This window comes from Tunturiibacter psychrotolerans (assembly GCF_051013365.1).
GTDB classification, from domain to species: Bacteria; Acidobacteriota; Terriglobia; order Terriglobales; family Acidobacteriaceae; genus Edaphobacter; species Edaphobacter psychrotolerans_A.
Genome location: NZ_CP132941.1, coordinates 1,347,871 through 1,373,863 on the forward strand (window position 1 = coordinate 1,347,871; position 25,993 = coordinate 1,373,863).

The 25,993-nt window shown below is 55.3% G+C and carries 23 protein-coding genes; 6 read left to right on the forward strand and 17 right to left on the reverse strand.

The annotated features are described in order from the left end of the window. Positions 1–5 precede the first annotated feature (5 nt). From RBB76_RS05490 to RBB76_RS05520, 7 genes are all read right to left on the reverse strand, one after another. Positions 6–1,451 (reverse strand): rhamnulokinase, encoded by a 1,446-nt coding sequence (locus tag RBB76_RS05490; RefSeq protein ID WP_429628413.1) that lies wholly within the window; start codon positions 1,449–1,451, stop codon positions 6–8. A 15-nt stretch (positions 1,452–1,466) separates the two neighbouring features. After that, entirely contained in the window at positions 1,467–3,674 is a 2,208-nt protein-coding gene (locus tag RBB76_RS05495) for a bifunctional rhamnulose-1-phosphate aldolase/short-chain dehydrogenase (protein ID WP_429628412.1), read from the reverse strand. A 233-nt stretch (positions 3,675–3,907) separates the two neighbouring features. Next, positions 3,908–4,996, reverse strand: a complete 1,089-nt coding sequence (locus RBB76_RS05500) for a substrate-binding domain-containing protein (protein ID WP_429628411.1) — start codon at positions 4,994–4,996, stop codon at positions 3,908–3,910. A 78-nt stretch (positions 4,997–5,074) separates the two neighbouring features. Further along, entirely contained in the window at positions 5,075–6,262 is a 1,188-nt protein-coding gene (locus RBB76_RS05505; protein WP_429628410.1) for a TIM barrel protein, read from the reverse strand. 107 nt (positions 6,263–6,369) lie between these two features. Next, complete coding sequence (locus RBB76_RS05510; protein WP_429628409.1) at positions 6,370–7,050, reverse strand: LutC/YkgG family protein; 681 nt, start codon at positions 7,048–7,050, stop codon at positions 6,370–6,372. Further along, positions 7,040–8,482 (reverse strand): LutB/LldF family L-lactate oxidation iron-sulfur protein, encoded by a 1,443-nt coding sequence (locus RBB76_RS05515; protein WP_429628408.1) that lies wholly within the window; start codon positions 8,480–8,482, stop codon positions 7,040–7,042. The genes RBB76_RS05510 and RBB76_RS05515 overlap by 11 nt, the downstream gene beginning before the upstream one ends. Continuing rightward, a complete protein-coding gene (locus RBB76_RS05520; RefSeq protein WP_429628905.1) occupies positions 8,479–9,219 on the reverse strand; it encodes a (Fe-S)-binding protein in 741 nt (246 codons plus the stop codon). Before RBB76_RS05520 ends, RBB76_RS05515 begins: the two co-directional genes overlap by 4 nt. A 117-nt stretch (positions 9,220–9,336) precedes the next feature. Between RBB76_RS05520 and RBB76_RS05525 the strand changes: the two genes are divergently transcribed. After that, on the forward strand, positions 9,337–10,503 hold the full coding sequence (locus RBB76_RS05525; RefSeq protein WP_429628407.1) for an L-rhamnose/proton symporter RhaT: 1,167 nt from the start codon (positions 9,337–9,339) through the stop codon (positions 10,501–10,503). Between the two features lie 176 nt (positions 10,504–10,679). On the opposite strand, the gene RBB76_RS05530 is transcribed toward RBB76_RS05525, so the two are convergent. Then, the gene (locus RBB76_RS05530; protein WP_429628406.1) at positions 10,680–12,590 is read right to left on the reverse strand and encodes a hypothetical protein; all 1,911 of its coding nucleotides are present in this window, start codon (positions 12,588–12,590) and stop codon (positions 10,680–10,682) included. A gap of 60 nt (positions 12,591–12,650) precedes the next feature. After that, a complete protein-coding gene (locus RBB76_RS05535) occupies positions 12,651–13,667 on the reverse strand; it encodes a DUF481 domain-containing protein (RefSeq protein ID WP_429628405.1) in 1,017 nt (338 codons plus the stop codon). 541 nt (positions 13,668–14,208) lie between these two features. Between RBB76_RS05535 and RBB76_RS05540 the strand changes: the two genes are divergently transcribed. From RBB76_RS05540 to RBB76_RS05550, 3 genes are all read left to right on the forward strand, one after another. Then, on the forward strand, positions 14,209–15,108 hold the full coding sequence (locus RBB76_RS05540; RefSeq protein ID WP_429628404.1) for a SphA family protein: 900 nt from the start codon (positions 14,209–14,211) through the stop codon (positions 15,106–15,108). 41 nt (positions 15,109–15,149) lie between these two features. After that, positions 15,150–16,451, forward strand: coding sequence for a formylglycine-generating enzyme family protein (locus tag RBB76_RS05545; protein WP_429628403.1), 1,302 nt, complete (start codon positions 15,150–15,152; stop codon positions 16,449–16,451). A gap of 183 nt (positions 16,452–16,634) precedes the next feature. Beyond that, entirely contained in the window at positions 16,635–17,891 is a 1,257-nt protein-coding gene (locus RBB76_RS05550) for a WD40/YVTN/BNR-like repeat-containing protein (protein ID WP_429628402.1), read from the forward strand. Between the two features lie 22 nt (positions 17,892–17,913). Here the strand turns inward: RBB76_RS05550 and RBB76_RS05555 are convergent, their stop codons facing one another. Further along, positions 17,914–18,330: an ArsR/SmtB family transcription factor gene (locus RBB76_RS05555; protein WP_429628401.1), complete on the reverse strand. Its 417-nt coding sequence runs from the start codon at positions 18,328–18,330 to the stop codon at positions 17,914–17,916. Between the two features lie 129 nt (positions 18,331–18,459). Between RBB76_RS05555 and RBB76_RS05560 the strand changes: the two genes are divergently transcribed. After that, positions 18,460–19,206, forward strand: coding sequence for a glucose 1-dehydrogenase (locus RBB76_RS05560; RefSeq protein WP_429628400.1), 747 nt, complete (start codon positions 18,460–18,462; stop codon positions 19,204–19,206). Positions 19,207–19,306: 100 nt separating this feature from the next. Further along, complete coding sequence (locus RBB76_RS05565) at positions 19,307–20,038, forward strand: SDR family NAD(P)-dependent oxidoreductase (protein ID WP_429628399.1); 732 nt, start codon at positions 19,307–19,309, stop codon at positions 20,036–20,038. A gap of 12 nt (positions 20,039–20,050) precedes the next feature. On the opposite strand, the gene RBB76_RS05570 is transcribed toward RBB76_RS05565, so the two are convergent. From RBB76_RS05570 to RBB76_RS05600, 7 genes are all read right to left on the reverse strand, one after another. Continuing rightward, the gene (locus RBB76_RS05570) at positions 20,051–20,971 is read right to left on the reverse strand and encodes an acyl-CoA desaturase (RefSeq protein WP_429628398.1); all 921 of its coding nucleotides are present in this window, start codon (positions 20,969–20,971) and stop codon (positions 20,051–20,053) included. A gap of 139 nt (positions 20,972–21,110) precedes the next feature. Then, positions 21,111–21,212, reverse strand: coding sequence for a DUF6893 family small protein (locus RBB76_RS05575; protein WP_429628397.1), 102 nt, complete (start codon positions 21,210–21,212; stop codon positions 21,111–21,113). Positions 21,213–21,264: 52 nt separating this feature from the next. Continuing rightward, positions 21,265–21,948 carry a hydrogenase nickel incorporation protein HypB gene (gene hypB, locus RBB76_RS05580; protein ID WP_429628396.1) on the reverse strand — a complete coding sequence of 228 codons (684 nt, stop codon included), beginning with the start codon at positions 21,946–21,948 and terminating at the stop codon, positions 21,265–21,267. After that, positions 21,945–22,289 carry a hydrogenase maturation nickel metallochaperone HypA gene (locus RBB76_RS05585; protein WP_429628395.1) on the reverse strand — a complete coding sequence of 115 codons (345 nt, stop codon included), beginning with the start codon at positions 22,287–22,289 and terminating at the stop codon, positions 21,945–21,947. Before RBB76_RS05585 ends, hypB begins: the two co-directional genes overlap by 4 nt. Further along, on the reverse strand, positions 22,282–24,579 hold the full coding sequence (gene hypF, locus RBB76_RS05590; RefSeq protein WP_429628394.1) for a carbamoyltransferase HypF: 2,298 nt from the start codon (positions 24,577–24,579) through the stop codon (positions 22,282–22,284). Before hypF ends, RBB76_RS05585 begins: the two co-directional genes overlap by 8 nt. Positions 24,580–24,581: 2 nt before the next feature. Continuing rightward, positions 24,582–24,818, reverse strand: a complete 237-nt coding sequence (locus RBB76_RS05595; RefSeq protein ID WP_429628393.1) for a Uxx-star family glutaredoxin-like (seleno)protein — start codon at positions 24,816–24,818, stop codon at positions 24,582–24,584. Beyond that, entirely contained in the window at positions 24,805–25,989 is a 1,185-nt protein-coding gene (locus RBB76_RS05600) for an SIS domain-containing protein (RefSeq protein WP_429628392.1), read from the reverse strand. Before RBB76_RS05600 ends, RBB76_RS05595 begins: the two co-directional genes overlap by 14 nt. Positions 25,990–25,993 lie beyond the last annotated feature (4 nt).

Here is a 25,993-nt window from a genome sequence, read left to right on the forward strand (position 1 = left end):
GCTTTTCAGGGGGGACTCGACAGGTGGCTAGCCCACTGCGAGACCAGCTCCGCAGACGCCCCCGTCACTGCATCGCGCTTGCCTTCCAACACTGCAAGCTGCACCGCGAAGTTTCCCAGGGTTGCACTCTCCGTTGATCCCCGAAACAGCTCCAACCCCGTTGCCTCCTGGGTTAGCTTATTCAGAAAATCATTTTGGCTCGCACCACCAACAACAAACAGCCGACTCAACTTCTTCCCGCTGTGAAATGCTACCCGCTCCAGCACGCTCGCATACCGAGCTGCAAGACTATGGAAGATGAGACTCGCAAATTCAGGAGCATTCTCTGGGCTTTCGTTTAAAGGAACGAAGCCCTTCCGCACTCGCTGGGCATTGATACGTTGCGGCATCTGCCCAGCCAGCAGCAGGTCAGCATCATCCACATCTAACAGGCCATCTGGCTTCACTGCGGCCTCAGCCGCTGTCACAATCTCGGGAACTGTCCACACCCGGCCATCCTCAGCCCATTTTTCGATGCACTGACGAATTAGCCACATCCCGTTTACATTCTTGTGGAAACAGATTCGATCGCCCACGGCCCCAAGGTTCGTAAAATTCTCTTCGCGGGCTGCCGGATCGTTCTTCGGCTCCTCCAGCAGCGTTCCCACTAACGACCATGTACCCGAGCTAATGTACGCCCAGTCATCCCCGGTTGCTGGAATCCCGGCAATCGCTGAAGCGGTATCGTGGCATGCAGGAGCAATTAGCACCGTATCGCGAAAAGCTGGCAACTCTGTCAGTGGCCCAGTCAGTCGGCCAACTTTGGTTCCTGGGGGGACCAGCCGCGGCGCACATGCAAGATCCAGTTCAGCAGCCTGGAAGATCTCTTGACACCAATGCCGACGATCTAACTCCATCATCTGTGTATGAGTCGCGTTCGTATGCTCGGCCACACGCGCGCCACCCAATCGCGACAAAATATACTCCGGCAGATTCAGCCACTGCAGTTCGCTCGGCTGTCTTTGCAAAGCATCCGCATGAAGTTGATACAGGGTGTTAATTCGCATCAATTGAACGCCGGTCAATTCCCGCAATCTCCGGGGGGGGATCTTTCGATGCAGAGACCACTCTGCATCCAGGGTTCGCTCATCGCGATAACAGAACGGATCAGCTACCGCTCTACCGTCTTTATCCATCCGCACGTAATCGACTGCCCAACCATCAACGGCAATCGAACGCACACCTTCGCTTGCGATCTCTGCACACTTCCGGAGGCCATGATCGAGCCCGGCCTCGATCATCGTCAGGTCCCAGCGAAGTTCGCCGTCCACGTCGCGCGGGGCATTTGCAAAACGATGCACCAGTGTAATCACCGCTTGACGGTCCACCCAGCGGAGCAGCGAAACGCGGCAACTCTCGGCCCCCAGGTCCACCGCAATTAAAGCCCGCTGATCCACAGGCGAGAGCAGCATGTCAGGCGTCCGCCTTCATCGCAGATAGGCCTCGGTCAAGCCTCCATCAACGGGAATCAAATGCCCTGTCGTGCATCGCGCCTGAGGCCCGGCAAGAAACAGAATCGCTCGCGCGCAATCCTTGGGATCGATGGGCTGATGGGTCAGCGTGCGCGTTGCATAAAACTGGGCCAGCACATTTCGTAGTTCATCGTCGGAACTGTTGTCATCGAAAGGCAACTTATATTTCTTCAACGAGGCGACTACTCGATCTCGCGGAAACATCGTTGAGCCTTTCACGACCGTGGCGGGGCTGATGCCATTAACCCTCACATGAGGAGAAAGCGTAACCGCCAGTTCTCGCACCAGATGACTCAAAGCTGCCTTACTAACGTCGTAGGCTTCACTCCCTCGCTTGGCCACAACCGCATTCGCCGAACTGGTTAGCACGACGCTGGCGTCAATTCCCTGTTGCGCAAATATCTTCGCAGCCTCGTCCGTCAGCAGATAGTTAGCTGTGACATTTACTTCCAAGGTCAATGCCCATTGAGCGTCGCTGATAATCCCATCAGGCGAGGACGGAAACAGCGCCGCCGTGTTGATTAGAATGTCGATGCCACCAAACTGTTTGATCGTCTCGTCCAGCGCAGCTTTGATCGCCTTGCGATCTCGAATATCGATGCTCGTCCAACTCACGGCCTCCTTGCCTGAGATTGACGCGGTCTCAAGTGCTACGGCCTCCGCGCCTTTCACGTCGCGGTCCGCTACCATCACGTGCGCACCATGCTCAGCCGCCAACAACGCAACCTCGCGACCTATCCCGCTACCTCCGCCGACAACGAAAACAATCCGCCGGCTCAACTCTTTTTCGGGTGGCTGGCGTCGAATCTTCGCCTCCTCCAGCTTCCAGTACTCAATCCGGAAGGCCTCGCTGGGAGGCAGCGCCACGTAGTTTTCATAAACTGTAAATTGATCGGCTGTCGCCGCTGGACCGGCTTGAGGGATCTCCTTGCAATCCACACCACTCCCAAGAGCACCGGCGCTCTTCATCACACCAATCGCGTTGATATAGAACTCGCCCGTGATCCGCGATTCAGCTTTATTTTTTCCGAAGCTAAACATGCCCAGACCCGGCACGAGCACTACGGTCGGGCTGGCATCGCGCACAGCGGGCGACTCCTTCACAGCATAACGGCTGTAATACTCCGCATACTCCGCACGGTACGTCTCGAGAGCGGTGTCGATCAACTCCTCTAACTGAGCAGGATCACCCTCTGGATTCCACTTGATAAACATTGGGCGAATCTTAGTGCGGATGAAGTGATCCGGACAGCTTGTTCCCAGATGAGCCAGCCTCTCGGCCTGAGCGGAGTTCACAAACTCCAAAACTTCTGGTGCATCGCTGAAGCTCCCTATCCATCGCTGCTTTCGCGAAACAACACCACGCAGATACGGCATAATACGCAGCGCAATCTCAGCGCGATCCTCGCGACTTTTTACCTGGGCGCCAGCGAAGTGTTTGTGTCCGGCGACCGACGCATGCCGGTCAATAAACTGTCCTATTTGATCGATGATCGTAATCGTATTTCGATAGCTCTCGCGTTGCGTGTCGCCCCATGTAAATAGCCCATGGCCACCCAGCACAACTCCATCGCAACCGGGGTTGGCTTCGACGACTTTCCGCATCATCATCCCTAACTCGAAGCCTGGTCGCTGCCAGGGTAACCAGACCAACTTATGGCCAAATTCCTTGTTGAACTCCCCCATTTTGATCTTCCCGTTCGCGGACGCGGCCAGCGCAATCCCCCAATCCGGATGTAAATGATCCACGTGTGCAAACGGCAGAAACGCATGGAGAGGAGTGTCAATGGATGCGGCTACAGGATTATTCCCAAACGTACACAAGGGATACAAATCAACCATCTCATCTTCTAACTCGACGCCGCGGTACACCCTCTCCAATGACAACAGCTTCTCCATGTAAAGAGTGGCGAAGCCCGTGCGCTTGATGCTCCCGAGATCGCCGCCACTTCCCTTCACCCAGAGAACCTGCGTTGGCTTCGAATCCAGGGGGTCGGACTGATGCAGCTTCGAGCTTGTATTGCCTCCGCCAAAGTTCGTGATTCGCAGGTCCGATCCCAACAGATTCGACCTATATCTCAAAAGCTCAGGCCCATCTAAAGTTTTCGCAACCGCCTCATCCCAACGATCTTCAAGAAAGCGAAGACCCTTCTGTGCTGTCATACATTCCCCCGTCGTACCGGCTCCCTGAAACGCCAGGATCATCATTCCACACCAAACACCAATACGGCAACTATTTCCAATGAGAAAATGCACGAGAAGTAGCCGCTATAGGCACCCGAGAGCGACGGTGACCCTCTTTTGAGGAGCACGCAGGATCTGCAGAACTTGCAACGTCCAAATGCCGCTTATTGGACCGCGACGTTTGTGATCGCCTCTTCTTCCAGGTGCGGAGGTCAGTCGAGCAATTCCCGTGTCACCACCTTGTGGGCAACATAGTTGTAAGGAGCCACCGTCTGGCCGCGCAGCAGCGACAGTCCGAGATGCATCAGACTCGGTCCATACGACGCAGCCTCATGCGACACCGACGCAATCAGTGGCGATCGATCTCTCCGCATCTCCGCAACCGCCTCCGCAATGCAGTCTTGTCCCACAATCACAACATGCTTATCGCGCTTGTTTTCTCGTACTGCATCGACCGCGCCTAATGCGCTTGAATCTGTCGCGGCGGCGATCAGGATGTGCTTGTTTTTCGGATGCCGCTGCAAAAAATCAGAGACCACCATTTTGCTCCGGTCCCGCATCCCACGTCCGTCAATCCTCACAAACGACTCCACCGGCAGATCGGGAATCCCGCTGCGAATCCCCTCGAACGCACCCACAATTCGACTTTGTACCAGCTGCCCAGCCTCGGGCAGATCCAGTCCAATCACCCAATCCACTCGGCCACCCCAGTTCGCTGTCGCGTACGCCGCAAGCGTCTCGCCCGCCTCAATTCCCACCCGGTAGTTATCCACTCCAAAGTAGGTGGCGTGAGGATGCGGAATATCGATCGCGATCAACGGAATATTTGCCTCCGCAATCTTGTCCGCAATGATCGGAGCAACCTCTTGCTCCACCTGGAATTCAATGATCAGGTCAACCTTGCTCCGAACGAACTCCTCCGCATTTTTTAGCGCAGTCGCTGCATCGTAACGATTGTCAAGGATCAGCAGGTCGACTCCGACTGAGGCCGCTGCATCTTTTAAGCTCTCTGTTACCTCATTGGAAAAAGGCATCTCTGCGCTCTGCCCGGCGAACCCGAAGCGTAGCTTCTTCTGCCGTGTCACCTGCCGGTAGAGGCCATCTGGCGACTGCGAAAGATACCCGCGGTGCACAAACGTCTTCAAAACCCGATAGACCGTGGTCTTTGAGATGCGTGTCTGCCGATGGACCGACTCAAGCGTCATTGGCTGGTTTTCCGCCTGTACCAGTTCGAGAATATCCAGGGCCTTGGACAGGACAGGAATCAAATAGAGTCGCTTCGTCGTTTTACGTGCCGCCATAGTCTCCCGCTGAGGATCAATCAGTCAGCCGTTCCATTATGTGGCAAGGCAACCGCGTTTCGTTAATGAAATAAACAATCAGGCATACCGGAATTCGCTGCGGGCATTTTGGCTGTTCCGTTCCCGCGTGATCTTCTCCACATAACCGCTCTCCCTCAGAGCCTTCAAGGGTTCTGGAGGAAGCCCGCGTGCCTCCCGCCACTCTCGCACGATCGGACGAACGTCCTGCCAGAAGGCCCCACGGAAGCACTCCTCCGCCTCTACCAGACGGCACTCCTGTTGCAGCTCGGCAAGCCGAGGCCTGTCCACAAGCGCCGCTTTCGCATAGAGTTCCTGCGCAGTGACCACCGTCTGCACCATTGCTTCGACCTTACCCTTCAGGTTATGGCTCTGATCGATCATGAACGCAATCTGTGCCTGATCATCGTTCCCAGCGCTCAAAATCTCATGAAAGATTCGGAATACCTGGTAAGGGTCAATGGACCCTAGCGTCAAATCGTCATCTGCATACTTCCGGTCGTTGAAGTGGAATCCGCCCAGCGCCCCCAGATGCAGGAGCCATGCAACAATCTGTTCGATGTTCGTGCCCTGATAATGATGACCGGTATCCACCAGGACCTTCGCCTTCGGTCCCGCCCGCCGAGCCAACTCCAGCGCCATTCCCCAGTCAGCAATATCCGTATGATAAAAAGCCGGCTCAAACGGCTTATACTCCACGAGCATCCGTTGTCCTTCACCCAGAGCCGCGTGGGTCGCACCCAGCACCTCTTCCATCCATCCGATGCGCTTCCGAATACTCTGCGTACCCGGATAGTTTGAGCCATCCGCAATCCACATCGAAACGTCCTGCGACCCCAGCGCACGCCCAATCTCGACTGAATCCAGCAGATGCGCCAGCGCATTGCCGCGAATCTCTGCGCTTGGATTCGCAATTGAACCGTACTTATACTCCGCATCCTGAAAAAGGTTCGGATTGATCGATCCCGACTTCACACCAAACTTCTTCTCCAACGCCTGGATCGCCGGAACATCTGCCTTCCCACCCGGAAGGTCCCACAAGACGTGCAGTGCGACGGTAGGACTCGCCCCAGTCAAAGCATTTACCTGTGCAGCATCCGCGAACTTTTCTTCAATTGTCGTTGCCGCGCCACCCTGCACAAACTTGCCGAACCGGGTACCAGTATTCGCGAAACCCCACGACGGCAACTCGATGCGAAAACCATCCAGAGCCGTCCATACCCGATCCCGTACTGCGTTTGTTGCCATCCCCAAATCCATCTGCAGGCTCATTTTCTCTAAGTAGAAATATACTCTCTATTGAAACATTCAAAAGGTTGCACCATTTCAAGGGGATTTGTCAAAGAGTTTCTCTCTCAGAACCCAAACCCCATCAAAACTACATCCAGATAGCGCGGCCCATGCACCCCTTTGATCCGCGTCATTTCAATGTCTGCGGTGGCGGATGGTCCCGAGAAAAAAGTTGTCGGCAGCTCAGCCGTCTCCTGCAGGCGAGCCATCGCCTCCGGCACAGTCTCCACAACATCCTCCTCACGCACCACACATAGCTGGTAGTCCGGGACCAGCGTTACCGCCCGTCTTCCCTGCCCCGGAACACTCTGCAATATCACTGTGCCGGTCTCTGCAATCGCCATAGTCGATCCGGTCATTACGCCATCAAATCTGTCCAGATCCACCGCAGACAAACCGTCGTCTTCAACGAACTCAACCCCTGCCGGCAACCACTCCTTTGCAATCCCGGCCGGCACAACCATTCGCGTCTTTCCCCGCTCGGAGAGCATCTTGGCCACGATCGCCGACACCCTATCTCGTCCAGCACGAACAACGTTTGCGTCATAGTCCCGAAGCCGATCTTCCAGCAACTCCAACACAGCCTCCCTGTCACGCGAAGCCGCTCGCCGATACTCACGGGGCAGTCGCGTCCACCCAGCCCTGGCGACCTCTGCATTCGACACCCCGCCGGTAGCCGCACGAATCCGCCGTAATATTTCTGCCCTCGCTGAACCCAAAGGTGCAGCACCTGTATCAACTCCCATGCGGCCCCCGTTTCTCCCACCAATCACGAAACGTCTCCTGCGGCATCTCCTGCAGATCCCTCACCTTCGTCCATCCACCCAGGATCCCCGGTAGCCATCCGATCCAGCCCTCGCCCTTCTCATCTCTCCGCACGAGCGGAGCCTCAGCCATGCGTCCCATACGCTGCGCTGCCCGAAACCGCTGTTCGCTAAGAAAAATCATCCCCATCATCTTCATCGCGAACGCCTCGACATTCAGCGGCCCGTTCTGCTTCACAACTTTATTTCGCAGATGAATCAGCACCTCCGGAATATTGATCTTCACCGGACAGACCTCATAGCAGGCTCCACAAAGCGACGAGGCATACGGCAGCGACTGCGCATGATGCATCTCCTGCAACTGCGGAGTCAGAATCGCTCCAATCGGCCCGGCATACACGCTGCCATAGGCATGCCCACCGGTCTGCCGATACACCGGACAAGCGTTCTGACAAGCTCCGCATCGGATGCAGTTCAGCGTCTGCCGTCCCTCCGCATCTGCCAAAATCTCCGTGCGTGCATTGTCCATCAGCACCACATGAAACGTGCGCGGGCCATCCGCGGCGTTTACGCCAGTCCAAATCGAGTTATAAGGGTTCATCCTCTCACCGGTGGCCGAACGAGGCAACAACTGGAACAAAACTTCCAGGTCCGCAAAACGCGGCACTATCTTATCGATCCCTGCGACCGTAATCAGCGTCTCGGGCAACGTCAAACACATCCGTCCGTTGCCCTCGCTCTCCACGATGCAAACACCGCCAGTCTCTGCGATCAGAAAATTGGCCCCACTCACTCCCGTCTTCACCCGCAGAAACTTCTCCCGCAAAAATGTCCGCGCTGCATCTGCCAAATCTTCAGGCCGCTCGCCAAGCTCCGGCAGATTCATCTCTCGCCGAAAGATCTCTCTGATTTGCTGTCGATTCTTGTGCAGCGCCGGCACCACAATATGCGAAGGCTGGTCGTGCCCCAATTGAATAATCAACTCTGCCAGATCCGTCTCGTAGGGATGAATCCCCGCAGCCTCCAGCGCCGAGTTCAACTGAATCTCTTCAGTCGTCATCGACTTGATCTTAATCACCTCATCCGACCCCGAATCCTTCACCAAGCCGACGATAATCTGTCGAGCCTCCGCCGCATCCCGAGCCCAATGCACCATCCCACCAGCCCGGGTGCAATTGGCCTCAAATTCCTCCAGATAGAAATCCAGATTCTCCATTGTGTGCTGACGAATCTGCTTCCCGGCCTCGCGCAGCTCGTGCCAATCCGGCATCTCGGCCACCACGCGAGCCCGCTTGGCCTGAATCACATCCGTAGCATGGCGAACATTCCGCCGCAGCTGCCCATCTTTCATCGCAGTCCTGGCCGCCATCGGAAAAACCGGAGCAGTCTTCGGGTCCAACGCGCTCCCGCTCACAGTTCCATCTCCTTGTCCGCAGCCAAAATCTCCGCAAGATGGAGCGTCTTCACACCAGTCTTCTGTCTGTGCAAAGCTCCCTGAATGTGCATCAAACAACTGTTATCGCAAGCCGTACAAACCTCCGCGCCAGTCGCTAAAACAGCCCCGGTCTTCTCCTCAAGCATGGCACTCGAAACATCCGCATTCTTAACCGCAAACGTTCCGCCAAACCCGCAGCACTGCTCCAGCGCAGTCAACTCAACCAGATCAATTCCCCGCACAGCCTTTAGCAACCGCATCGGTCCATCGCCCAGTCCAAGATTTCGTAGCCCATGACAACTGGCGTGATATGTCACCCGATGAGGATAGTAGGCCCCCACATCTTCCAGTCCCAACCGCTTTATCAGGAACTCTGAGAACTCAAACACGCGGGGCAGCAACTGCGAAACTTCTTCGACCAATGCAGCATCCCCGATCTCCACCGCCATCTTCGGATAATGATCCCGCATCATCGCGACACAAGAGGATGAAGGGATCACGACAGCCTCAGCCCCTCGAAACTGCTCCACAAAACGCTTCACCAGCGGCAAGGCCTCAGACTGGTACCCTGTATTCCAATGCATCTGCCCACAACAAGTCTGTCCCGCGGGAAATTCCACGGTATGTCCCAGCCGCTCCAGCACCCGAACCACGGCTTTACCCGTATCAGGAAACAGCGTGTCGTTATAACAGGTAATAAATAGAGCAACTCGCAGGACAGCCTCCATCTCTCAACTATTAAATTCAATAGGGATTATATTTCCCAATGCAACTTTCGGTCAGGTACGATAGTACGCGCTCGGCAACCAATGTGAATCACGGAACGAGGTATCGTGGGAACCAACCCGTTTATCGGCGTTATCTTTCACTGGATCGGCGGTTTCGCCTCCGCCACAAACTTTATCCCTTTCCGCGGCATCAAGCGCTGGTCCTGGGAGGTCTACTGGCTTGTCCAGGGCTTCGCAGCATGGATCATCACCCCTATCGTACTTGCTTCTATCTTCGTTCCCAACGTCTTCGGCATCCTCAGCCAGGTCCATGCCGACCCCACGAGCCATGCCATTGGCTACGCATTTCTCTGGGGAGCGCTCTGGGGCATGGGCGGCCTCACCTTCGGCCTCGCCATCCGATATCTCGGCATCGCTCTCGGCTACGCCATCGCTCTTGGCCTCTGCACTGCGTTCGGCACCCTGATACCACCCATCTACGATGGCTCCATTCACACCATCCTGCACGAAACCTCCGGCCAAATCATCCTCTTCGGTGTCCTCGTGTGCGTGATCGCCGTAGCCATCAATGGCGCCGCCGGTCTCTCCAAGGACCGCGAGATCACGCCAGAAGAGAAAGCCGAAGCCGGAGAATCGGATTACAACTTTGGCAAAGGCATTGCCGTCGCCATCTTCGCTGGCATTATGAGCAGCTTCTTCGCTTTCGGACTTAAGGCAGGCAAACCCATCGGCGACATCGCCAAAACTCAACTCCTCGCCAACCATCGCCTGGATCTCTGGCAGAATCTCCCCATCCTTATTGTCGTTCTCTGGGGAGGATTTCTAACTAACTTCATCTGGTCCGCGATTCTCATCCTGAAGAATCGCTCCATCAAGCAGTTCGCAGGTGAACCTGGTTACAACCCGATGCGCGCCTCTCACTCCTCAGGCGACACCCTCGTCGACTTTGACCCGCTCGATGCCTCTACCTATGACCGACTCGCCCCCAAGACCCTCGCTGCCAACTACTTCTTCGCTGCCACCGCTGGGATCATCTGGTATTTTCAGTTTTTCTTCTACTCCATGGGCCAGACGAAGATGGGCAAATACGACTTCTCAAGTTGGACTCTCCACATGGCCAGCATCATTATCTTCGCTACCCTGTGGGGTCTCATCTTCAAGGAATGGCACGGCACAAGCCGCCGCACTAAACTCCTAGTCTCCTGCGGCCTCTTTCTGCTCGTCAGTTCAACCCTAATAGTCGGGTACGGAAACTATCTAAAAGCCAACTAAGACTTTTCAAAACCACCTCCACCTACTCGACTCATTTGGGATTCAAATCGTTCAAATGTTGGTGTTTTGATAAGTGCATCCTATGATGCTTTCGCTGTTGCCTCAGCAGGGGGGCGAATCTCTTACCGTTCCAGGAGCGGTCATTTACCTTCGAACAAAGACACGCAATGGACACACTAAGCACCCAGGTCGCCGGCCGAAGGGTCGTGAGGTTGACGACGAACAATGGGAACCTCAACCCCTACTACTTTGAGCCTGGGTTCTAGCTCGACCGCACGGAGCAGTTCACTATTCACAAGGTCATCGATCGCAATCGCATTCTTTGCGTTCACCGGATAGCGGATAAAGACTTGAAGGGCCACCGAGGTGAGCACAAGACGGACTTTTGGTTCTAAAGGCCCGACCGACACCAGTAACAAATTTGTTTCCATCTTGCGGCGTAGGTCCTCAAAATCTTGCCGGTAGTCACTGAAGGCAGCGCTGAGTGCAGCCAGCATACGTCTCTCTACCTCAAGGTAATCACTATCCGGCGCCAGGGTGACGGTGGTTTCGTGCCAAAGGAAGTCGGTGCCAGGGATCTGTCGGAAAAGGGCCGCAGTGGGTTGAAAGACAATGGCATTGGAAAACGCCACTACTCGACCGGAAGGCTGGACGTCGGACTCGACTCCGATTAGCTCCATGACATGGAAGCGAATCAAACCAATCTCGATGACTTCGCCATTCACTCCAGCTACCTGCACGCGATCGCTCGTTCTGATGCCGAATTTTCCTATCAGCAAGAAGTAACCCACGATAGCAATGATTACGTTCTGTAGCGCTAGTGCGACTCCCGCCGTCAGGAGCCCTGCAAATGTTGCGACTGAGCCCAGACGACTCACAAGACCAAACGTAACCACCATCGCTACGACGAACCACAGCACGATCTGCCGCAACAGCAGATACGGATAGCGACGGTGAGAGTCCGGAACATAGCGAAAAATCGCCCGTCTCCATAATCGGAACAAAAGAAAAACAATGGCAATAATCGCAGCGAGAAGAATCAGCCGAATCAGCAGCGACTTTCTCGCGTCCAGATATTCCCTCTTTGTGGCGGCTCTCCAATCCTCCAGGTTTCTCTGATAGGTCTGCAATAGGATCGTCTGTTTACTCAGAGGGATGAGGGGTGCGGCGACAAGATTGAATTCCGCGGTGAGCGAGTCCAGTGCAGTTCGTTGTTGAAGGAGCACAGCTGGATCCGACGAATCCGTCCGGTTCGCGATAGCGTCCCCTCGAAGACTCAGGGCTTTGATCCGCTCATGAAGAGGGATCTGTAGTCTACGTGCGCTCTGATCGAGAGCCCTCGTGGTACCGATCGCGTCGTCGATCGTCTCAATTTTCCGCGAGAGAGAATAGACCGCACCTAGCTTGCTCCAGATGCCAAAGAGTTCAGCCGGACGGGTGGTTGCCTGCTGCCTCATGTTCGCGACAGATCTTGTGGCGGAGGTGCTTCCTCCGATCGAAACAGAATGTTCGAGGTCCTCAATGTGAGATAACAAGCCGCTTGGCTGGGACGCACTTTCCATGAACTGTGACACGCTGCTCAAAGCATCACGCCTGGCTCGGAGCAACGCCAGCTTGCTCTCAGTCTCAGCAATCGCCGAAAGCATATCTTTTTGCTTCCTGAGTGGTGTGGTCTTCAGTTTTTGCTTGAGTGAATCCAGTTCCGATTGAGTCTGGTTTAACTGACCGTCGAGCTTAGACGCCGATGCCGCCAGGGATTGATAGCGGGAGTCAACAAAAGCCGAGGAAATGCCTCCAGCCGTCGTTTGACCTAAGAGGGCGGCTCCAGCGTGACCAAAATCAAACGAAAGTTTGACGACCTGATCCGCGAGGGGAGCGTTGCTGGCAGCGAAGAGAATGTCATTCGGAGATGGAGACTCCGGTTGTCCAACAGCTATCTGCTGATACCAGTTGATGGTCTCGTTTAAGAAGTCAATTATTTGTGTCTGATCGATGGGACTGGTCGCAATTCCAGCCGACAGCCCCCGGCTGGAAACGAGTACCACCAGCAGGATCGCGAAGCACCGTTGGGTCTTCTGTTTTGGCATTGCTCCTCGATGAATACGAATCGCGAAATACCGGCCTACGGGGTTCCATCCATCCTAGACCTAATGAAACGACCACCCTACCGTTGACGTAGCGCCAAGGTTATTTGACGGCGCACCGACGACCGGCCGGTTATCGTAGTTGTCGTAGAAGCTGACACGGACATAAAAGTCACCCAGGAATTTATGGTAAACGTCCTGATTCAGGGTCATCCGCACACGACCGGGCGATGTAAGGCTTGGATAGAGCCAGACAGTAGTGTTGAAAGTCGTCGAGTCGAATCGGAAGGTTGAGTACTGCGCTGCAAAGGCGGAGTCCAAAGCCTTCGTTCGTGCGGTGCTCACGGCGCCTTGAGCATCTCGCTCAACGGTAAAGGCGAGTCCACCCATAGCTGTCAAATTAGTGCGGTTGGTGAATATCAGCCGGTTCGCCACTCCGCCTCCTAGAGTGGAGCGGAGCGCGATCTGTTGCTCCGTACTTGAGAGAAAGTTTGTCAGCCCGCCACCATACCAATTCGATTTGCGCAGTTGCTGGAAGAGGGCAATCTTGGCCGTAGTCTCGTTGGTGTCCGAGGTTTCTTTCTGGCTCGAGAACTGAGAACTCGTATCCAGGGAGAACAGATGCTGTTTCGATTGATAACCCAGATCACCTTGAACGGTCAGGTTCTTCTGTCCGTTCGATTTCGCGAAACTTGACCCGACGTCGAAGTTCCCGCGCATACGTTTGAGAAAGGTCTCTCCAAGCTGGTCTATCTGGATTACCGAATCAAGCGGCAGCGTTATGGAGACGTTTTTGTCGATCGCGAGGGTACGGTCTGCCGAACCCTCGCCAAGGGTACCGGTGTAGATCTTTCCTTCAGGATCGGTAATAACAAAGTCCTGCGTACTTTCCAGATGATCCACCTCAGCCCAATCGATGACGAAAGCGGTACTCGTGTATTTGGGCTTGACGCTGAGCTGACCCTGCGAAAGAGACTGGATCTCGCCTGTGATTTTATCGCCGTTGCGCATGTAGACGGTGTCGGTCTTGGTGCGGCTACTCGCCAGTGCGACACAAGGCGCAAGCAGGAACAAAGCCATCCACCTTTGAACGAACCTGCGTGCATTGTGTTCGAATCGCCGTTCTACCATCATCCGAGATAACGACTTCGAGCAATAGGTCATAGAGATCCTCAACTGCGCCAGTTTAGTCCGTGCCTACATGCGTAAATCGAGATGCGAACAGCTGATTCCAGGCCAATATTGGAGCGGCGATGCCCGTTGAGGCTGCAAGGTCGCTCATCAATTGTCAGCGTCTTCTTATAGAAACAAGGTCTATTTTGAGACTGGCAGACGCGTTTTCTGCAGCAAGTAAGCTTGAGTCATCTCGCTTGCCAATAGAAAGGGCTTTGTATACGATGAGGTTCGGCTGTATAGGCGAAGGCGCGTCTAACTGCATCTCTGTTGCATTGCAGTTCGTCTTCCCCACGCAGATATATTCCAGACTCAAGAATTTTTCAGCAAGTCGATCCGACTCCCGCGTTTGCTCTGATGCTTAGAAAAATGTTTGCCGGTGTGGAGGTGCCTCCTGAAGCAACATCTGCGACCGCGTCCCTGTTCTCGGCATCTTCTAGCCGGTTTGATGCTGCTGTTCACATCTTGTCATCTGGCGCACGGACAGCAGTCTGGGCACTATCTCCAAGGGTTCACCGGTCTGGATAATGGCTCGACCTCACCACCAGGCGTCTACGTAACTTATCTGCCCTACATCTACAAGGTTGACAGTTTGGAAGGTCCGAACGGCAACACCCTGCTTAAGCCGGATATCACTATCGTGGCCAATAACGTCGTCTATCAAGTGACTACGGAGAAGAGGATCCTGGGCGCGAGTTACGGATTATCCGCCATTATCCCCATCGTTAACACCCGCTTCACAGCAGACATCTTCGACGCCTCAGCGCAGTCAGCAGGAGTCTCCGATATCTTCTTAATGCCGGTTGTTCTTGGATGGGCGAAAGGCAAGGCTACCTACACCTTGAACTACGGATTCTATGCGCCATCTGGAGCCTTTGATCCTGCGCTGGCGCTCAATCCCGGCCTCGGCTTCTGGGAACACCAGGTCCAGGCCGGCGTTGGCTACTCCTTCGACAAGCTCAAGCTATGGAATGCCTCCGCGCTCACAACATGGGAGATCAACCAGAGCAAAAGCGGGCTTGATGTGAAGCCGGGGCCGATGTTCAATCTTGAATATAGTCTTGGCCGACGTATCTACAAGTACAAGATCAATCTCGGTGCGGCCGGATACGTTTACGAGAAACTCTCGCCTGACTCCGGCAGCGGCATCTCACCCCTGGTAGCGGGCAACATCGACCGGTCCTACGGTATCGGTCCGGAGTTCAAGTACACCGATCCTGTAAAACACCTCGGCTTAGACTTCCGCTATGAGCGACAATTCGGCGTGGAAGCCAAAACGCAGGGCAATGTATTCGTCATCGGTATCACTTGGCTCAATATATTCTTGCCACCGTCTGCTCACCACTAAGAACGCGAGCCATAACGGCCCAGAAGTAGTTAGAGGTACACATGAAGACGCGAACGGCCTCAATCAAAAAGGGGCAGATCGAAGAAAAGTCGACCAGAGAATTTTGGATCTCAGGCATGGTCATTGCGCTGGCAATCGGCGCATGTGTTGCGGTCTACAAGCACTCATCGCCCTTGCAGTCTACTGTTCCTGTTGCCGCGACGCCTGCTGACGCTAACCAAAGAACAACATCGGCACCCAGCACTTCTGCATCGCCGGCCCCAAAGACCCCGGCTCCTGAGATGAGACAGGTCGCCTTCGGGCCCACCACCCCGAACACCACATCTCCCCCCGCGAAAGCTCCACAGGGCATGGCATGGATTCCTGGCGGAGAGTTCTCCATGGGTGCACAGAATCCGCCGGACATGGACGAAGTGGGGATGAAGGCCACACTTGATTCCCGCCCCGTCCATCGCGTCTACGTTGACGGATTCTTCATGGATAAGACAGATGTCACCAATGCTCAATTTTCCGCGTTCGTGAAAGCAACCGGCTACGTCACAGTCGCGGAGAGAATGCCGCGCGCCGAAGATTATCCCGGCGCTCCCCCGGAGAACCTGGTGGCAGGATCAGTCATCTTTGCTCCGCCAGATCATCCCGTCCCCCTCAACGACTACTATCAGTGGTGGACCTACGTACCAGGTGCAAACTGGCGGCATCCCCTCGGTCCGAAGTCCAGCATCGTTGGCAAGGAGAATTATCCTGTCGTCCATGTCTCCTATGAGGATGCCCTTGCCTACGCGAAATGGGCAGGCAAGCGTCTTCCCACGGAAGCTGAATGGGAGTTCGCTGCTCGCGGCGGCCTCGCAGGTAAGCCATATGTATGGGGAGATGAGTTCCGCCCCAAAGGCAGATGGATGGCCAATACTCACGAGGGCCATTTTCCAGACAAAGACACGGGAGAGGATGGATTCTCTGGAATCGCTCCTGTCGCAAAGTTTCCCGCGAACAATTATGGCCTCTTCGACATGGCGGGAAATGTCTGGCAGTGGACCAGCGACTGGTATCGCCCCGACTACTATCAGAAGCTCGAAGCTGACGGTGTCGCGCGCAATCCGCAGGGACCCGATTCCGCCTACGATCCTTCGGAGCCTGGCCATTCAAAGAAGGCGCAGCGCGGAGGCTCCTTTCTATGCACTGATCAGTACTGCTCGCGCTACATAGTAGGCACACGCGGCAAAGGCGACGTCGATACGGGTACCAACCATTTAGGATTTCGCTGCGTGATGTCGCTACAGCGGGCGGAGACAGCGCAGAAAGCTGGAGAATCGAAACCCGCACAACCACTCACTGCAATGAAATAAGGTTCCGCATGTAGCAAGGTAGTAGGCCCCTCGTTCACCTTCACGAGCCGCACCGAATAGAGCGATTGCCATCAAGGCGACACGTTACTTGGTACTCTGATGGCCGCAAGGTACATTGAAGGTGTTCTGGTCATGGAGCTCACAAACACATGTCGGGCCGCCCTCCGAAGCCTCTTGTTGTCGATGGCCATTCCCGTGCTCGGAGCGGGACAGATTCTCCAACCTCAAACTCCTGCACCTAATCATTCCAGCGCCACCAGCTCATCATCGTCTCCTGAGAGCAGCAGTGGCGATTTGAAAGATGACATGGACAGCTGTCGTATTCATCGAGTCACAAGCCTTCCAGGAAGTCACAAGTTCGCCAGTGATTTTGTTGAGGCGATCGCCAGCGACCCGGATCCATCCGCTGAAGACGCTGACGCTATATGGGGTCTCACCGCAGATCTTAGCGGTGAGGTTCCGCCACATGATCGAGCCATGTACATTTCAAAATCAACCAACGGGGGCGCGACATGGACTCAAGTTGCAAGGGTAGGTCCCCAATATTTCGATGCAAAGATAGGAGAGGGACTGCGCAATGGTTTCAGCGTGTCTCCCGGTGGAGCCTACTTTGTGATCACAACACAGCGGGGTGCCTTTCAGGTCTTTCCTCAGTCGGCGACTTCTGAATCTTTAGTGAAGGCTATCGAGGGCCCTCGGGTTTCTTCTTTACCCCCGAGGGTTCCGATTCCGAAGAAGGCAGGCGACCCCGTGAGGGCGAACGCCATTGAGATGACCGCAGATGGAAAACATCTCATCGTTGGCTACGGCTACTTCGATCTCAACCCAAAGATCTTCACCTACCGCCAGGATAAGGATGGCTCATGGATCGAAGATGGATCTCTCACCGGCCTTCCCACTGACATGGACATCCTCTCCATGCAGTTCGACGACTTAAAGAAAGTAGACCCAGGCTTCCTCTATGTGGGAACCGGCGATCAGGTCTACCTTCTCAATCTGCACACGAACAAATGGAGTCGCATCGAGGGAGTAGGCCCGGACTCTGCAATCCATGGAATGACCGTCGTGGGAGGTCTTCATCTGGCAGCCTGTTGGGGGGTTTATAACCCGACAGGCCCTGGCACCGTGAGAAGAGTGACCAACGCGAGCTTTCTTTTGCATAGAACGACAGATGAAGCAGGTTCCAACCTTCGCGCTTACAGCATCGAGGTAGACCCGTCAAAGCCGACCCGCGAGGTCGTAACCTCGCTCACAGGCGTATACACAAGCGAAGACGGCGGGCAGCGGTGGAGAAGACTCAATGATCTTCCAGAAGAAGAGTTTCGCACTGCCCATTTCAACTCCGACGGAACGATCCTTGTCTCTGGAATCGCGGGTACGTTCCTGGTGAATCCATTTTCAGACTCTTGTTCGCCTCACCTAAAGGGTCGCAACAAATAGCTCTATCCGGGGTGAGCGCTGCCTATCTGCTTCTCGCGATTCGTTGAACAGACTTTCGTTTGGTCGCTTTAGCGAGCCATGCCTCATCTGCCAACTGGATCCTGTGCGCTGTAACAATGGACCCAATCAAGCCGGGGAAGCGCTTATCGATCTCCTCGCAACGAGAGGTGTTATGCATCTCGACGCCATGACGTTCGCCCCGAATCAACCCCGCCTCGCGAAGGATTTTGAAGTGTTGCGAAAGCGTTGATTTCGGTATCGGTTTCTCACTGATATTCGAAAACGCAACACAGTTGTGCGAACAGTCCTGCCCCACGATATCGGCATAGATCGCCACTCGGACGGGATCAGACAAGGCATGAAGGATGGCTTCAACCGTAACGTCCTGGACCGAGGGATGAAATAGGGGTCTCACGAACACAACAATAGTCCTTTTCATTGATAAGTTCAATAGTACATAAATTCTGAACTAATGAATCCATCAACCTCCGAACGCAATCTATTCACCAGCAACCGAAACCTGCCAGTCGCAAATAGGCCGAAAGATCTCAATCGAAGAGGAAAAGTCATGAGCAAGCTAAAAGGTAAAGTAGCAGTCGTCACGGGCGCATCCAAGGGTATCGGAGCCGCCATCGCCAAATCGCTCGCCGCGGAAGGCGCTTCCGTCGTCGTCAACTACGCCTCCAGCAAGTCTGGTGCAGACACAGTTGTTGCCGCGATCACCGCTGCAGGCGGTAAAGCAGTAGCCGTCGGTGGAGACGTTTCAAAGTCTGCCGAGGCACAGGGCATTATCGATGCGGCGATCAAAAACTATGGCCGTCTCGATATTCTCGTTAACAACTCCGGCGTCTACGAGTTCTCCTCTATTGAAGACTTCACGGAAGAACAGTTCCACAAGATCTTCAACATCAATGTACTCGGCGCACTTCTCACCTCCAGGGCAGCGGTCAAGCATCTTGGCGAAGGAGCCAGCATCATCAACATCGGCTCCGGCGTCAGCAGCCTCACCCCTCCCAACAGCGCCGTCTACACCGCGACCAAAGGCGCTCTCGATGCCATCACCGGCGTCCTAGCCAAGGAACTCGGTCCGAAAAAGATCCGCGTCAACTCCGTCAATCCCGGCATCGTCGATACCGAAGGCACTCAGAGCGCAGGCTTCATCGGTTCTGATTTCGAGAAAGGTCTTGTGGCGCAAACCCCTCTCGGCCGTGCAGGCCGGGTCGACGACATCGCCTCCGTCGTTACTTTCTTTGCGTCCGACGACGCGAAGTGGATCACCGGCGAGCGCGTTATCACTGGTGGCGGTCTCCGCTAATCCAAGCAGGGCCTTCTCGAGCGCACATCGCGCGTTCAGGAGGGCCACCCGCATGTTGGCCTATAACAATTCGATTCGCTAATAGGAAAGGATGAATAACATGGGTAAGTTAGATGGAAAAGTAGCAGTCATCACAGCAGCTACGTCGGGCATGGCGCTAGCCACGGCAAAACTCTTCGTCAAAGAGGGCGCATATGTCTTCATCACCGGCCGCCGCCAGGACAAGCTCGATGAAGCAGTCAAGGCAATCGGCAAGAACGTGACAGGCGTCCAGGGCGACGCAGCAAACCTCGCCGACCTCGACCGCCTGTACGAGACAGTCAAGAGGGAGAAGGGAAAGATTGACGTTCTCTTTGCGAGCGCAGGACAAGGCGAGTTCGCCAAGATCGGGGAAGTCACTGAAGAGCACTTTGATAAGACCTTCGACCTAAACGTGCGTGGCACGCTCTTCACGGTGCAGAAGGCTCTTCCGCTCTTCAGCGATGGCGGTTCCATCTTCATGAACGGCTCCATCGCCAGCATCAAGGGCTTCCCGGCCTTCGGTGTCTATAGCGCCAGCAAGGCCGCGGTACGCTCTTTCGCTCGAACCTGGCTCAATGACCTTAAGGATCGCAAAATTCGCGTCAACGTCCTAAGCCCAGGGACGATCGACACTCCAATTCTCGATCCTCTCGGGCCCGACGCGAAGGAGTACTTCAAGACACTCATCCCACGCGGAGAGATCGGTCGCCCAGAAGAGATTGCTACCGTAGCGCTCTTTCTTGCCTCTGACGATTCAAGCTTCGTCAACGGCATCGAACTCTTCGTAGATGGCGGAACGGCACAGATCTGATCAGTGAGGGAATTACTCCAGTGGCGACTGGTTCAAACGTGAAGTTGTAGCGGAGAGGTGGGTCACTTTCACGCTCTTCGCCAAGCCGACCAAGGCCAGCAGTTTGATACCCCAGTAGTTGAAGTCCAACTCCCACCAGGCCATTCCGTGGTTCGCAGACACGGGATGAGCGTGGTGGTTGTTGTGCCAACCTTCGCCTCCTGTCAACAACGCAACCCACCAGCTATTGGTTGAGTCGTCGCGCGTCTTGAAGCGGCGCGATCCCCACAGATGGGTTGCCGAATTGACCAGCCACGTCGTGTGGAAGCCGATAGCAATCCTCAAAAACACGCCCCAGAGCAGCCAAGAGACACCCAGCCGCCACCCGCCAAGAGCCGTGCCGACACCGAGGAAAGCGATGGCGGTTAGAGTGATCGGAACCCAGTGCCACACAGCCAGCCAGCGATAGAAACGGTCGCGTTCTAGATCGGGAGCGTATTGGGAGAGCCTGGTCGTTTCGCTATGAATCGAACCGCGAAGGATCCAACCCATATGGGACCACCACTTACCATCGCGGGGAGAATGCGGATCGCCCGGCTTGTCAGTGTATTGATGGTGCATGCGATGCACGGCGACCCAGTAGGTTGGACTGCCCTGCAGCGCCATGGTCCCACAGATCGCCATGGCATACTCCAACCATTTAGGCGTGGTGAAACTGCGATGCGTGAGCTGGCGGTGATAGCTGATCGCAATTCCCACGTTCTGACCAAGCAGCCACATCACGAGAAATATGGCGACCGAAGACCAACGGAAGAAAAACAGCGCTGCGATGGCCCCTAGGTGAAACCCCGCGATCACAACAAAAAATACCCAGTTGAAATCGTTCGACTCAGCCTGCACCAGTGCGATTTCAGGTGTATCAGTTTTCTGTGGTCTTGCTGCAACAGTTGCCATGCGGGCTTGCCTCTGGTGTCGAGGCTAACGCCCGGCATGGCGCGTGGCTAGGGTGCGCAGGTAAGAGTTCGGTAATACTTCAGACAGAACGTCTCTACGGCTCTGTATTCTGCTCAGCGATCCTGCGAATCGTGCGCTTTCACATGGCCCGAATTCTCATATAGCGCGAAATATCGGGAGCAATCAGAATCATCACCACGATCGCTCCGATTCCAGCAGCAGCAGCTATAAGTTTCATCATGTCGATCACCTCGTCATACTGTTTGCTTCGATGCATTTCAGCGAACTGACGTCTACACAGGGGTCTTTTGTAGACTTCGCTCTCGCGTCTCCGCAAGAAATTGCAAGAATTCGTCCATTCCCTCATTCGTCTTCGCCGAGACTTTGAACATATTCATCCCGGGGCGTACCGCCTGGATGTTCGCGTTCGCCGCCAGTTCATCGAAATCAACCGCCGTTGCCAGGTCGACCTTAGTGATCACCGCTGCGTCAGCGCTGTTGAAGATGGTTGGGTACTTGAGCGGCTTGTCCTCGCCTTCCGTTACGGAAAGTAGCACAAGGCGGAGATCTTCCCCCAGGTCATAGGATGCAGGGCAAACCAGGTTGCCCACGTTTTCTATGAAGAGAAGATCGAGTGGACCAAGACGCCAGTCCTCCAACGCATGTTCGACCATGGCCGCTTCTAGATGGCAGAGAGTTCCGGTCGTGATTTGCTTAACCGGCGCTCCACTGCGCGCCAACCGCAGCGCATCATTCTCCGTTGCCAGGTCGCCGACCAGAGCAGCTACACGATAATGCGGCTTGAGCAATGTCAAAGTCTTCTCGAGAAAGGTAGTCTTGCCTGCGCCGGGGCTTGAGACGAGACTCACGACAAATGTTCCCTGGGCGCGAAATCTATCTCGCAGAGAGCGCGCCACAATATCATTTTGTTTGAGAACGTTCTTCCGAACTTCCAACAGACGCGGTTCAGGATTCATTGTTTGAGCTCCAGAGCAGTGATAACAAGCTCTTTCCCGTGAATTACTTCAGGTGTTTGTGTGCCGCAGTCAGGACAACAAAACCACTGCATCGAGGCCAGTCTCCTTGGGACTTTGCACACCGAGCAGTAGACCTCTATAGGCACATCCTTCACCACAAGGCGCGAGCCCTCGAGCGGTGTTCCATCGCAAGCTACTTTGTAGGAGAACAAAAGAGCCTCTTTCACCACTCCCGAAAGAGCTCCAAGCTCGAGATGGACAGCATCGATATGCACCTTTCGCCGCTCCGCCTCTTCCTGCGCCATATCCACAATGCTCATTGCAATCGAAAGTTCATGCATGGGCGACTCCTTCAGAGATGTATCGTTCTGCATCATTGAAGTTGCCGAATGCTGCAAGTGCGGCCTGCCCGAGACTAATTCCTCCGTCGTTGGGAGGCACGTCATGATTGGTCCATATCTCAAGATGGAGAGGTTCGAGGAGCGATTTTAGGTCTTCCAGTAGTAATTCGTTCTGGAAGACTCCACCCGAGAGCACGACAGTATCAATCGAGCGGCTATGGCAAAGCCGCACAACGACTTCGGCCGTTCCTTCTGCGACGCCATGTTGGAAGGCGCGCGCGACTTCGGGTACCGCGCGGCCGCGAAGCCGGTCACGCACTACCGCATCCAGAAGGGGTCGGAAGTCAAGGCCGTCCTCAGTCAGCGGAAAAGGGTAGGCGTCAAGGTTCGAGGAGTCGCGCGCCAGTTGTTCCAGCCAAATGGCAGCCTGACCTTCAAACGTGCTCTCCCTGACGAAACCCAACAGCGCAGCCGCGGCATCGAAGAGCCTGCCCACCGACGTCGTCGAAAAGGTGCGTACCTCCCGGCGAACCAGTTGCATCGCATCCTCGTAGCGTGAAGTAAAGTTGAAGGGCGGACGCGTGAGATCGGGCAGATCTTGGATCTGCGCAAGAAAGCCGGATGCTGCCTGCATCGGATATTGCGCGGCGCCATCGCCCCCCGGGAGAGCCGCACTGCGCAAATGGCTCGCGCGTTCAAAGCCTCCTTCAAGACTCCCTACGAATATCTCGCCGCCCCAGATACTTCCGTCATCCCCGAAGCCGGTTCCGTCGAAGCTGACCCCAGTAATCCTCTTTTCCCACTCGCCGCGTTCAGCGAGAACGGAGGCTAAATGAGCGCGATGATGCTGTATCGCCCGTGTTTCATAGGCGGGGAGCGCAGCGGCATGCTTCGTCGAAGCATATTGAGGGTGGCAATCGTGCACCAAAAGCAAATCGCTGGTGTTGATGTCGTACATCGAGATCAAGTCTTCAATGGTCTTCGTGAAGGCCTGGAAGGCCTGATAATGCGAGAGGTCGCCAATGTGCTGGCTTACAAAAGCGTTACCGTCCACCACGAGCGTAATTGTGTTCTTCAGGTCCGCTCCCAAAGCTAACACCGACCGCTTTGTCGGAAGTTTCGCCACTCTACCGGGTGCATATCCGCGCGACCGGCGAAGAACCGCCGGACCGAATGCTCCTACGCGAGCTATTGAATCGTCCACCCGACGCGCAATAGGGCGTTCTCCGATGAGAAACGCATCTGCGATTCCAGAGAGCCGCTTCAATGCGTCGGCATCCTCATACGCGATTGGCTCGTTCGAGCGATTGGCACTCGTCATGACAAGCGCCTCTGGCGCGCCAGCGGCAAAGAGCAGATGGTGAAGCGGTGTCGAGGGCAGCATCACACCCAGGTCTCGATTGTTGGGTGCAACGCCTTCGAGCTCAAGACGAGCCTGTGCCAGCACAATTGGACGAGCTAAGGAAGTCAGCAAGGTCTCTGACTCAGAGGTGAAAAAAACCAACCTGCTTGCTACCTCGACGTCTCTCACCATGAGGGCGAAAGGCTTTTCCTTGCGGTACTTCCTGGTGCGAAGCGCGACAGTCGCGATTGGGTTCCGCGCGTCGCAGGCCAGATGATATCCGCCTAGCCCCTTGATCGCGACGATGCACCCCTCCCAGAGAAGCTCAGCCGCCTTCCGAATCGCATCCCAGCCATCGGCCGTGTTGACTCCATTCTGGCAGAGTACGAAATTTGGCCCACAAGCTGAACACGCTATTGGCTGCGCATGAAACCTCCTATTAAGCGGGTCGTGGTACTCCGAGTCGCAGTATGCGTCCATCGGCCAATCTGTCATTGTCGTATTTGCCCGGTCATAGGGCAGCGCGAGGACGACACTGTAGCGCGGGCCACAATTGGTGCAGTTGATGTACGGGTATCTGTAACGCGGGTCGGACGGATCAAAGCATTCCTTCAGGCAGTCGTCGCAGACAGGCAAATCGGGTGAGACTTCAACAGTAGGTGCAGCGCTGTGATGGCTCTCTCGAATGGTAAATTCATTCAACCCTTCCAATAGTGCTGGCGCGACGTCGACTTCAGAGATCGTCGACGCGGATGGACGTTTGCTCTGCATCTGCTGGACAAACGCCATAATGTCATCTTCAGCGCCTTCGAGATGAATCTCTACCCCCTGGTCGCCATTGAGCACCCACCCGGCTAGTGTGTTGGCGCGCGCTAGACGATACACAAAAGGGCGAAAGCCCACTCCCTGCACCACGCCGCGTACACGAATTGAGCACGCATTCGCCATGTCTAATATGTCTCCACGACGCAGCCTCTGCCTTGCCATCCCACCTGTATCACCTTGCCGTCTTCCACCAACACAGGAACCGTACGCACACTGCTGTCGAGAGCATTCATCCGAGCCCGCGCCTCAGGATCGGCATCCACGTCGTATTCCCTGAAGTCTCTCCGGGTCCACTCTAGCCACTCTCGCAACTCCTGGGTGTACGGACATCGAGCACTTCCATAAAGCTCAAGAGTGGCCATGGTTCAACGCCTCCAATGTCTCGCGCAGCACATGATATGCGGACGCCTGCACCTCTTGAATGCGCGGAATATAGTCGCTCCGAACAATGATGGGATGATCTGCAAGATCCCGACGATAAATCTCCCCACCGTCGTTGCCCAGAAGAGCGACCGTTAATAAGCCACGCTTTCGCGCCTCTTCCAACGCCATCACGATGTTGCGGGAACCGCCGCTGGTGGAGATTCCAATCGCCACATCTTGCGGCTTCGCATGCGCAAGGAGTTGCCGCAAAAAGATAACCTCAACGCCCACATCGTTGGCCAACGCAGTTATGTTAGCCGGTTCCATGGAAAGAGAGATTGCCGGGACAGTTTGATACCCGGCGGGAGGAAGGACACAATCCATCGCCCAATCGTTGGCATCGGTTGCAGAACCGCCGTTACCGAAGAGAATCAACTTGCCTCCACGAGACAGGCGCCCTCGTATGGCTAAGGCCGCCGCTCCAATCTGTTCGGATTCTTCTCTGGCAAGACGTGTCCGCAACAAGGTGTCATCGTGCACCTTCATTTTTATCGAAGCAGCGACATCCTCCAGAATAGTGCCTGTTTCCTGCTTCTTCTGGCCGAGGAAAGGATAGAGGAACTCCGTTTGACCCACATCCTGACCCAGTTCGCGGTGTTCCAAAAAGACGTGCACCGTCTCCCATAGCGTGTGATAGAAGATCTCGACAAGCTCCTGATGAATAAAAGGATCTTCAGTCACCGTCTCAAGCGCGTAGGTTCCGCTTGGCCCTGGCAGCGCAAAGGTCATCGCCCCTCGTGAGTGAGCCGATTCCAAGGCCGCCCACACCTCAGGATCACCTTCGGGTGGGCCAAACCCGATCACAATATCTTCGGGGCGGAGAATCGAATCCATCCACGGACGCATGAGTGTCGACAGGTCGAGCGCGGGGAGAGCGCGTTTGCCAACGATCACAGGATGCACGAACTCGACGGAGACGTGCTGGGCGTCGGTCGAGTATGGACCACGCCCAAAGGCAAGCAAACGCCCACCACGTAAAAAGCGCTCCGACATCTCGCGACAAGCTATCGCGAGCGCACGCGCCTGCCTAGAGAAGAAGCTCTCCATGATCTCGTTGCGCAGCAGTAAGCGCTCTTCAATTTGTGTGGCGAGAGTATAGGCAGTTTGCATATCT

Coding starts and splice junctions, on each gene's coding strand:
- RBB76_RS05490 (WP_429628413.1), bottom strand. CDS start 1,451: ATGCTGCTCTCGCCTGTGGATCAGCGGGCTTTAATTGCGGTGGACCTG.
- RBB76_RS05495 (WP_429628412.1), bottom strand. CDS start 3,674: ATGACAGCACAGAAGGGTCTTCGCTTTCTTGAAGATCGTTGGGATGAG.
- RBB76_RS05500 (WP_429628411.1), bottom strand. CDS start 4,996: ATGGCGGCACGTAAAACGACGAAGCGACTCTATTTGATTCCTGTCCTG.
- RBB76_RS05505 (WP_429628410.1), bottom strand. CDS start 6,262: ATGGCAACAAACGCAGTACGGGATCGGGTATGGACGGCTCTGGATGGT.
- RBB76_RS05510 (WP_429628409.1), bottom strand. CDS start 7,050: ATGGGAGTTGATACAGGTGCTGCACCTTTGGGTTCAGCGAGGGCAGAA.
- RBB76_RS05530 (WP_429628406.1), bottom strand. CDS start 12,590: ATGCCAAAACAGAAGACCCAACGGTGCTTCGCGATCCTGCTGGTGGTA.
- RBB76_RS05535 (WP_429628405.1), bottom strand. CDS start 13,667: ATGGCTTTGTTCCTGCTTGCGCCTTGTGTCGCACTGGCGAGTAGCCGC.
- RBB76_RS05540 (WP_429628404.1), top strand. CDS start 14,209: ATGCTGCTGTTCACATCTTGTCATCTGGCGCACGGACAGCAGTCTGGG.
- RBB76_RS05545 (WP_429628403.1), top strand. CDS start 15,150: ATGAAGACGCGAACGGCCTCAATCAAAAAGGGGCAGATCGAAGAAAAG.
- RBB76_RS05550 (WP_429628402.1), top strand. CDS start 16,635: ATGGCCATTCCCGTGCTCGGAGCGGGACAGATTCTCCAACCTCAAACT.
- RBB76_RS05555 (WP_429628401.1), bottom strand. CDS start 18,330: ATGAAAAGGACTATTGTTGTGTTCGTGAGACCCCTATTTCATCCCTCG.
- RBB76_RS05560 (WP_429628400.1), top strand. CDS start 18,460: ATGAGCAAGCTAAAAGGTAAAGTAGCAGTCGTCACGGGCGCATCCAAG.
- RBB76_RS05565 (WP_429628399.1), top strand. CDS start 19,307: ATGGGTAAGTTAGATGGAAAAGTAGCAGTCATCACAGCAGCTACGTCG.
- RBB76_RS05570 (WP_429628398.1), bottom strand. CDS start 20,971: ATGGCAACTGTTGCAGCAAGACCACAGAAAACTGATACACCTGAAATC.
- RBB76_RS05575 (WP_429628397.1), bottom strand. CDS start 21,212: ATGATGAAACTTATAGCTGCTGCTGCTGGAATCGGAGCGATCGTGGTG.
- hypB (WP_429628396.1), bottom strand. CDS start 21,948: ATGAATCCTGAACCGCGTCTGTTGGAAGTTCGGAAGAACGTTCTCAAA.
- RBB76_RS05585 (WP_429628395.1), bottom strand. CDS start 22,289: ATGCATGAACTTTCGATTGCAATGAGCATTGTGGATATGGCGCAGGAA.
- hypF (WP_429628394.1), bottom strand. CDS start 24,579: ATGGCGAATGCGTGCTCAATTCGTGTACGCGGCGTGGTGCAGGGAGTG.
- RBB76_RS05595 (WP_429628393.1), bottom strand. CDS start 24,818: ATGGCCACTCTTGAGCTTTATGGAAGTGCTCGATGTCCGTACACCCAG.
- RBB76_RS05600 (WP_429628392.1), bottom strand. CDS start 25,989: ATGCAAACTGCCTATACTCTCGCCACACAAATTGAAGAGCGCTTACTG.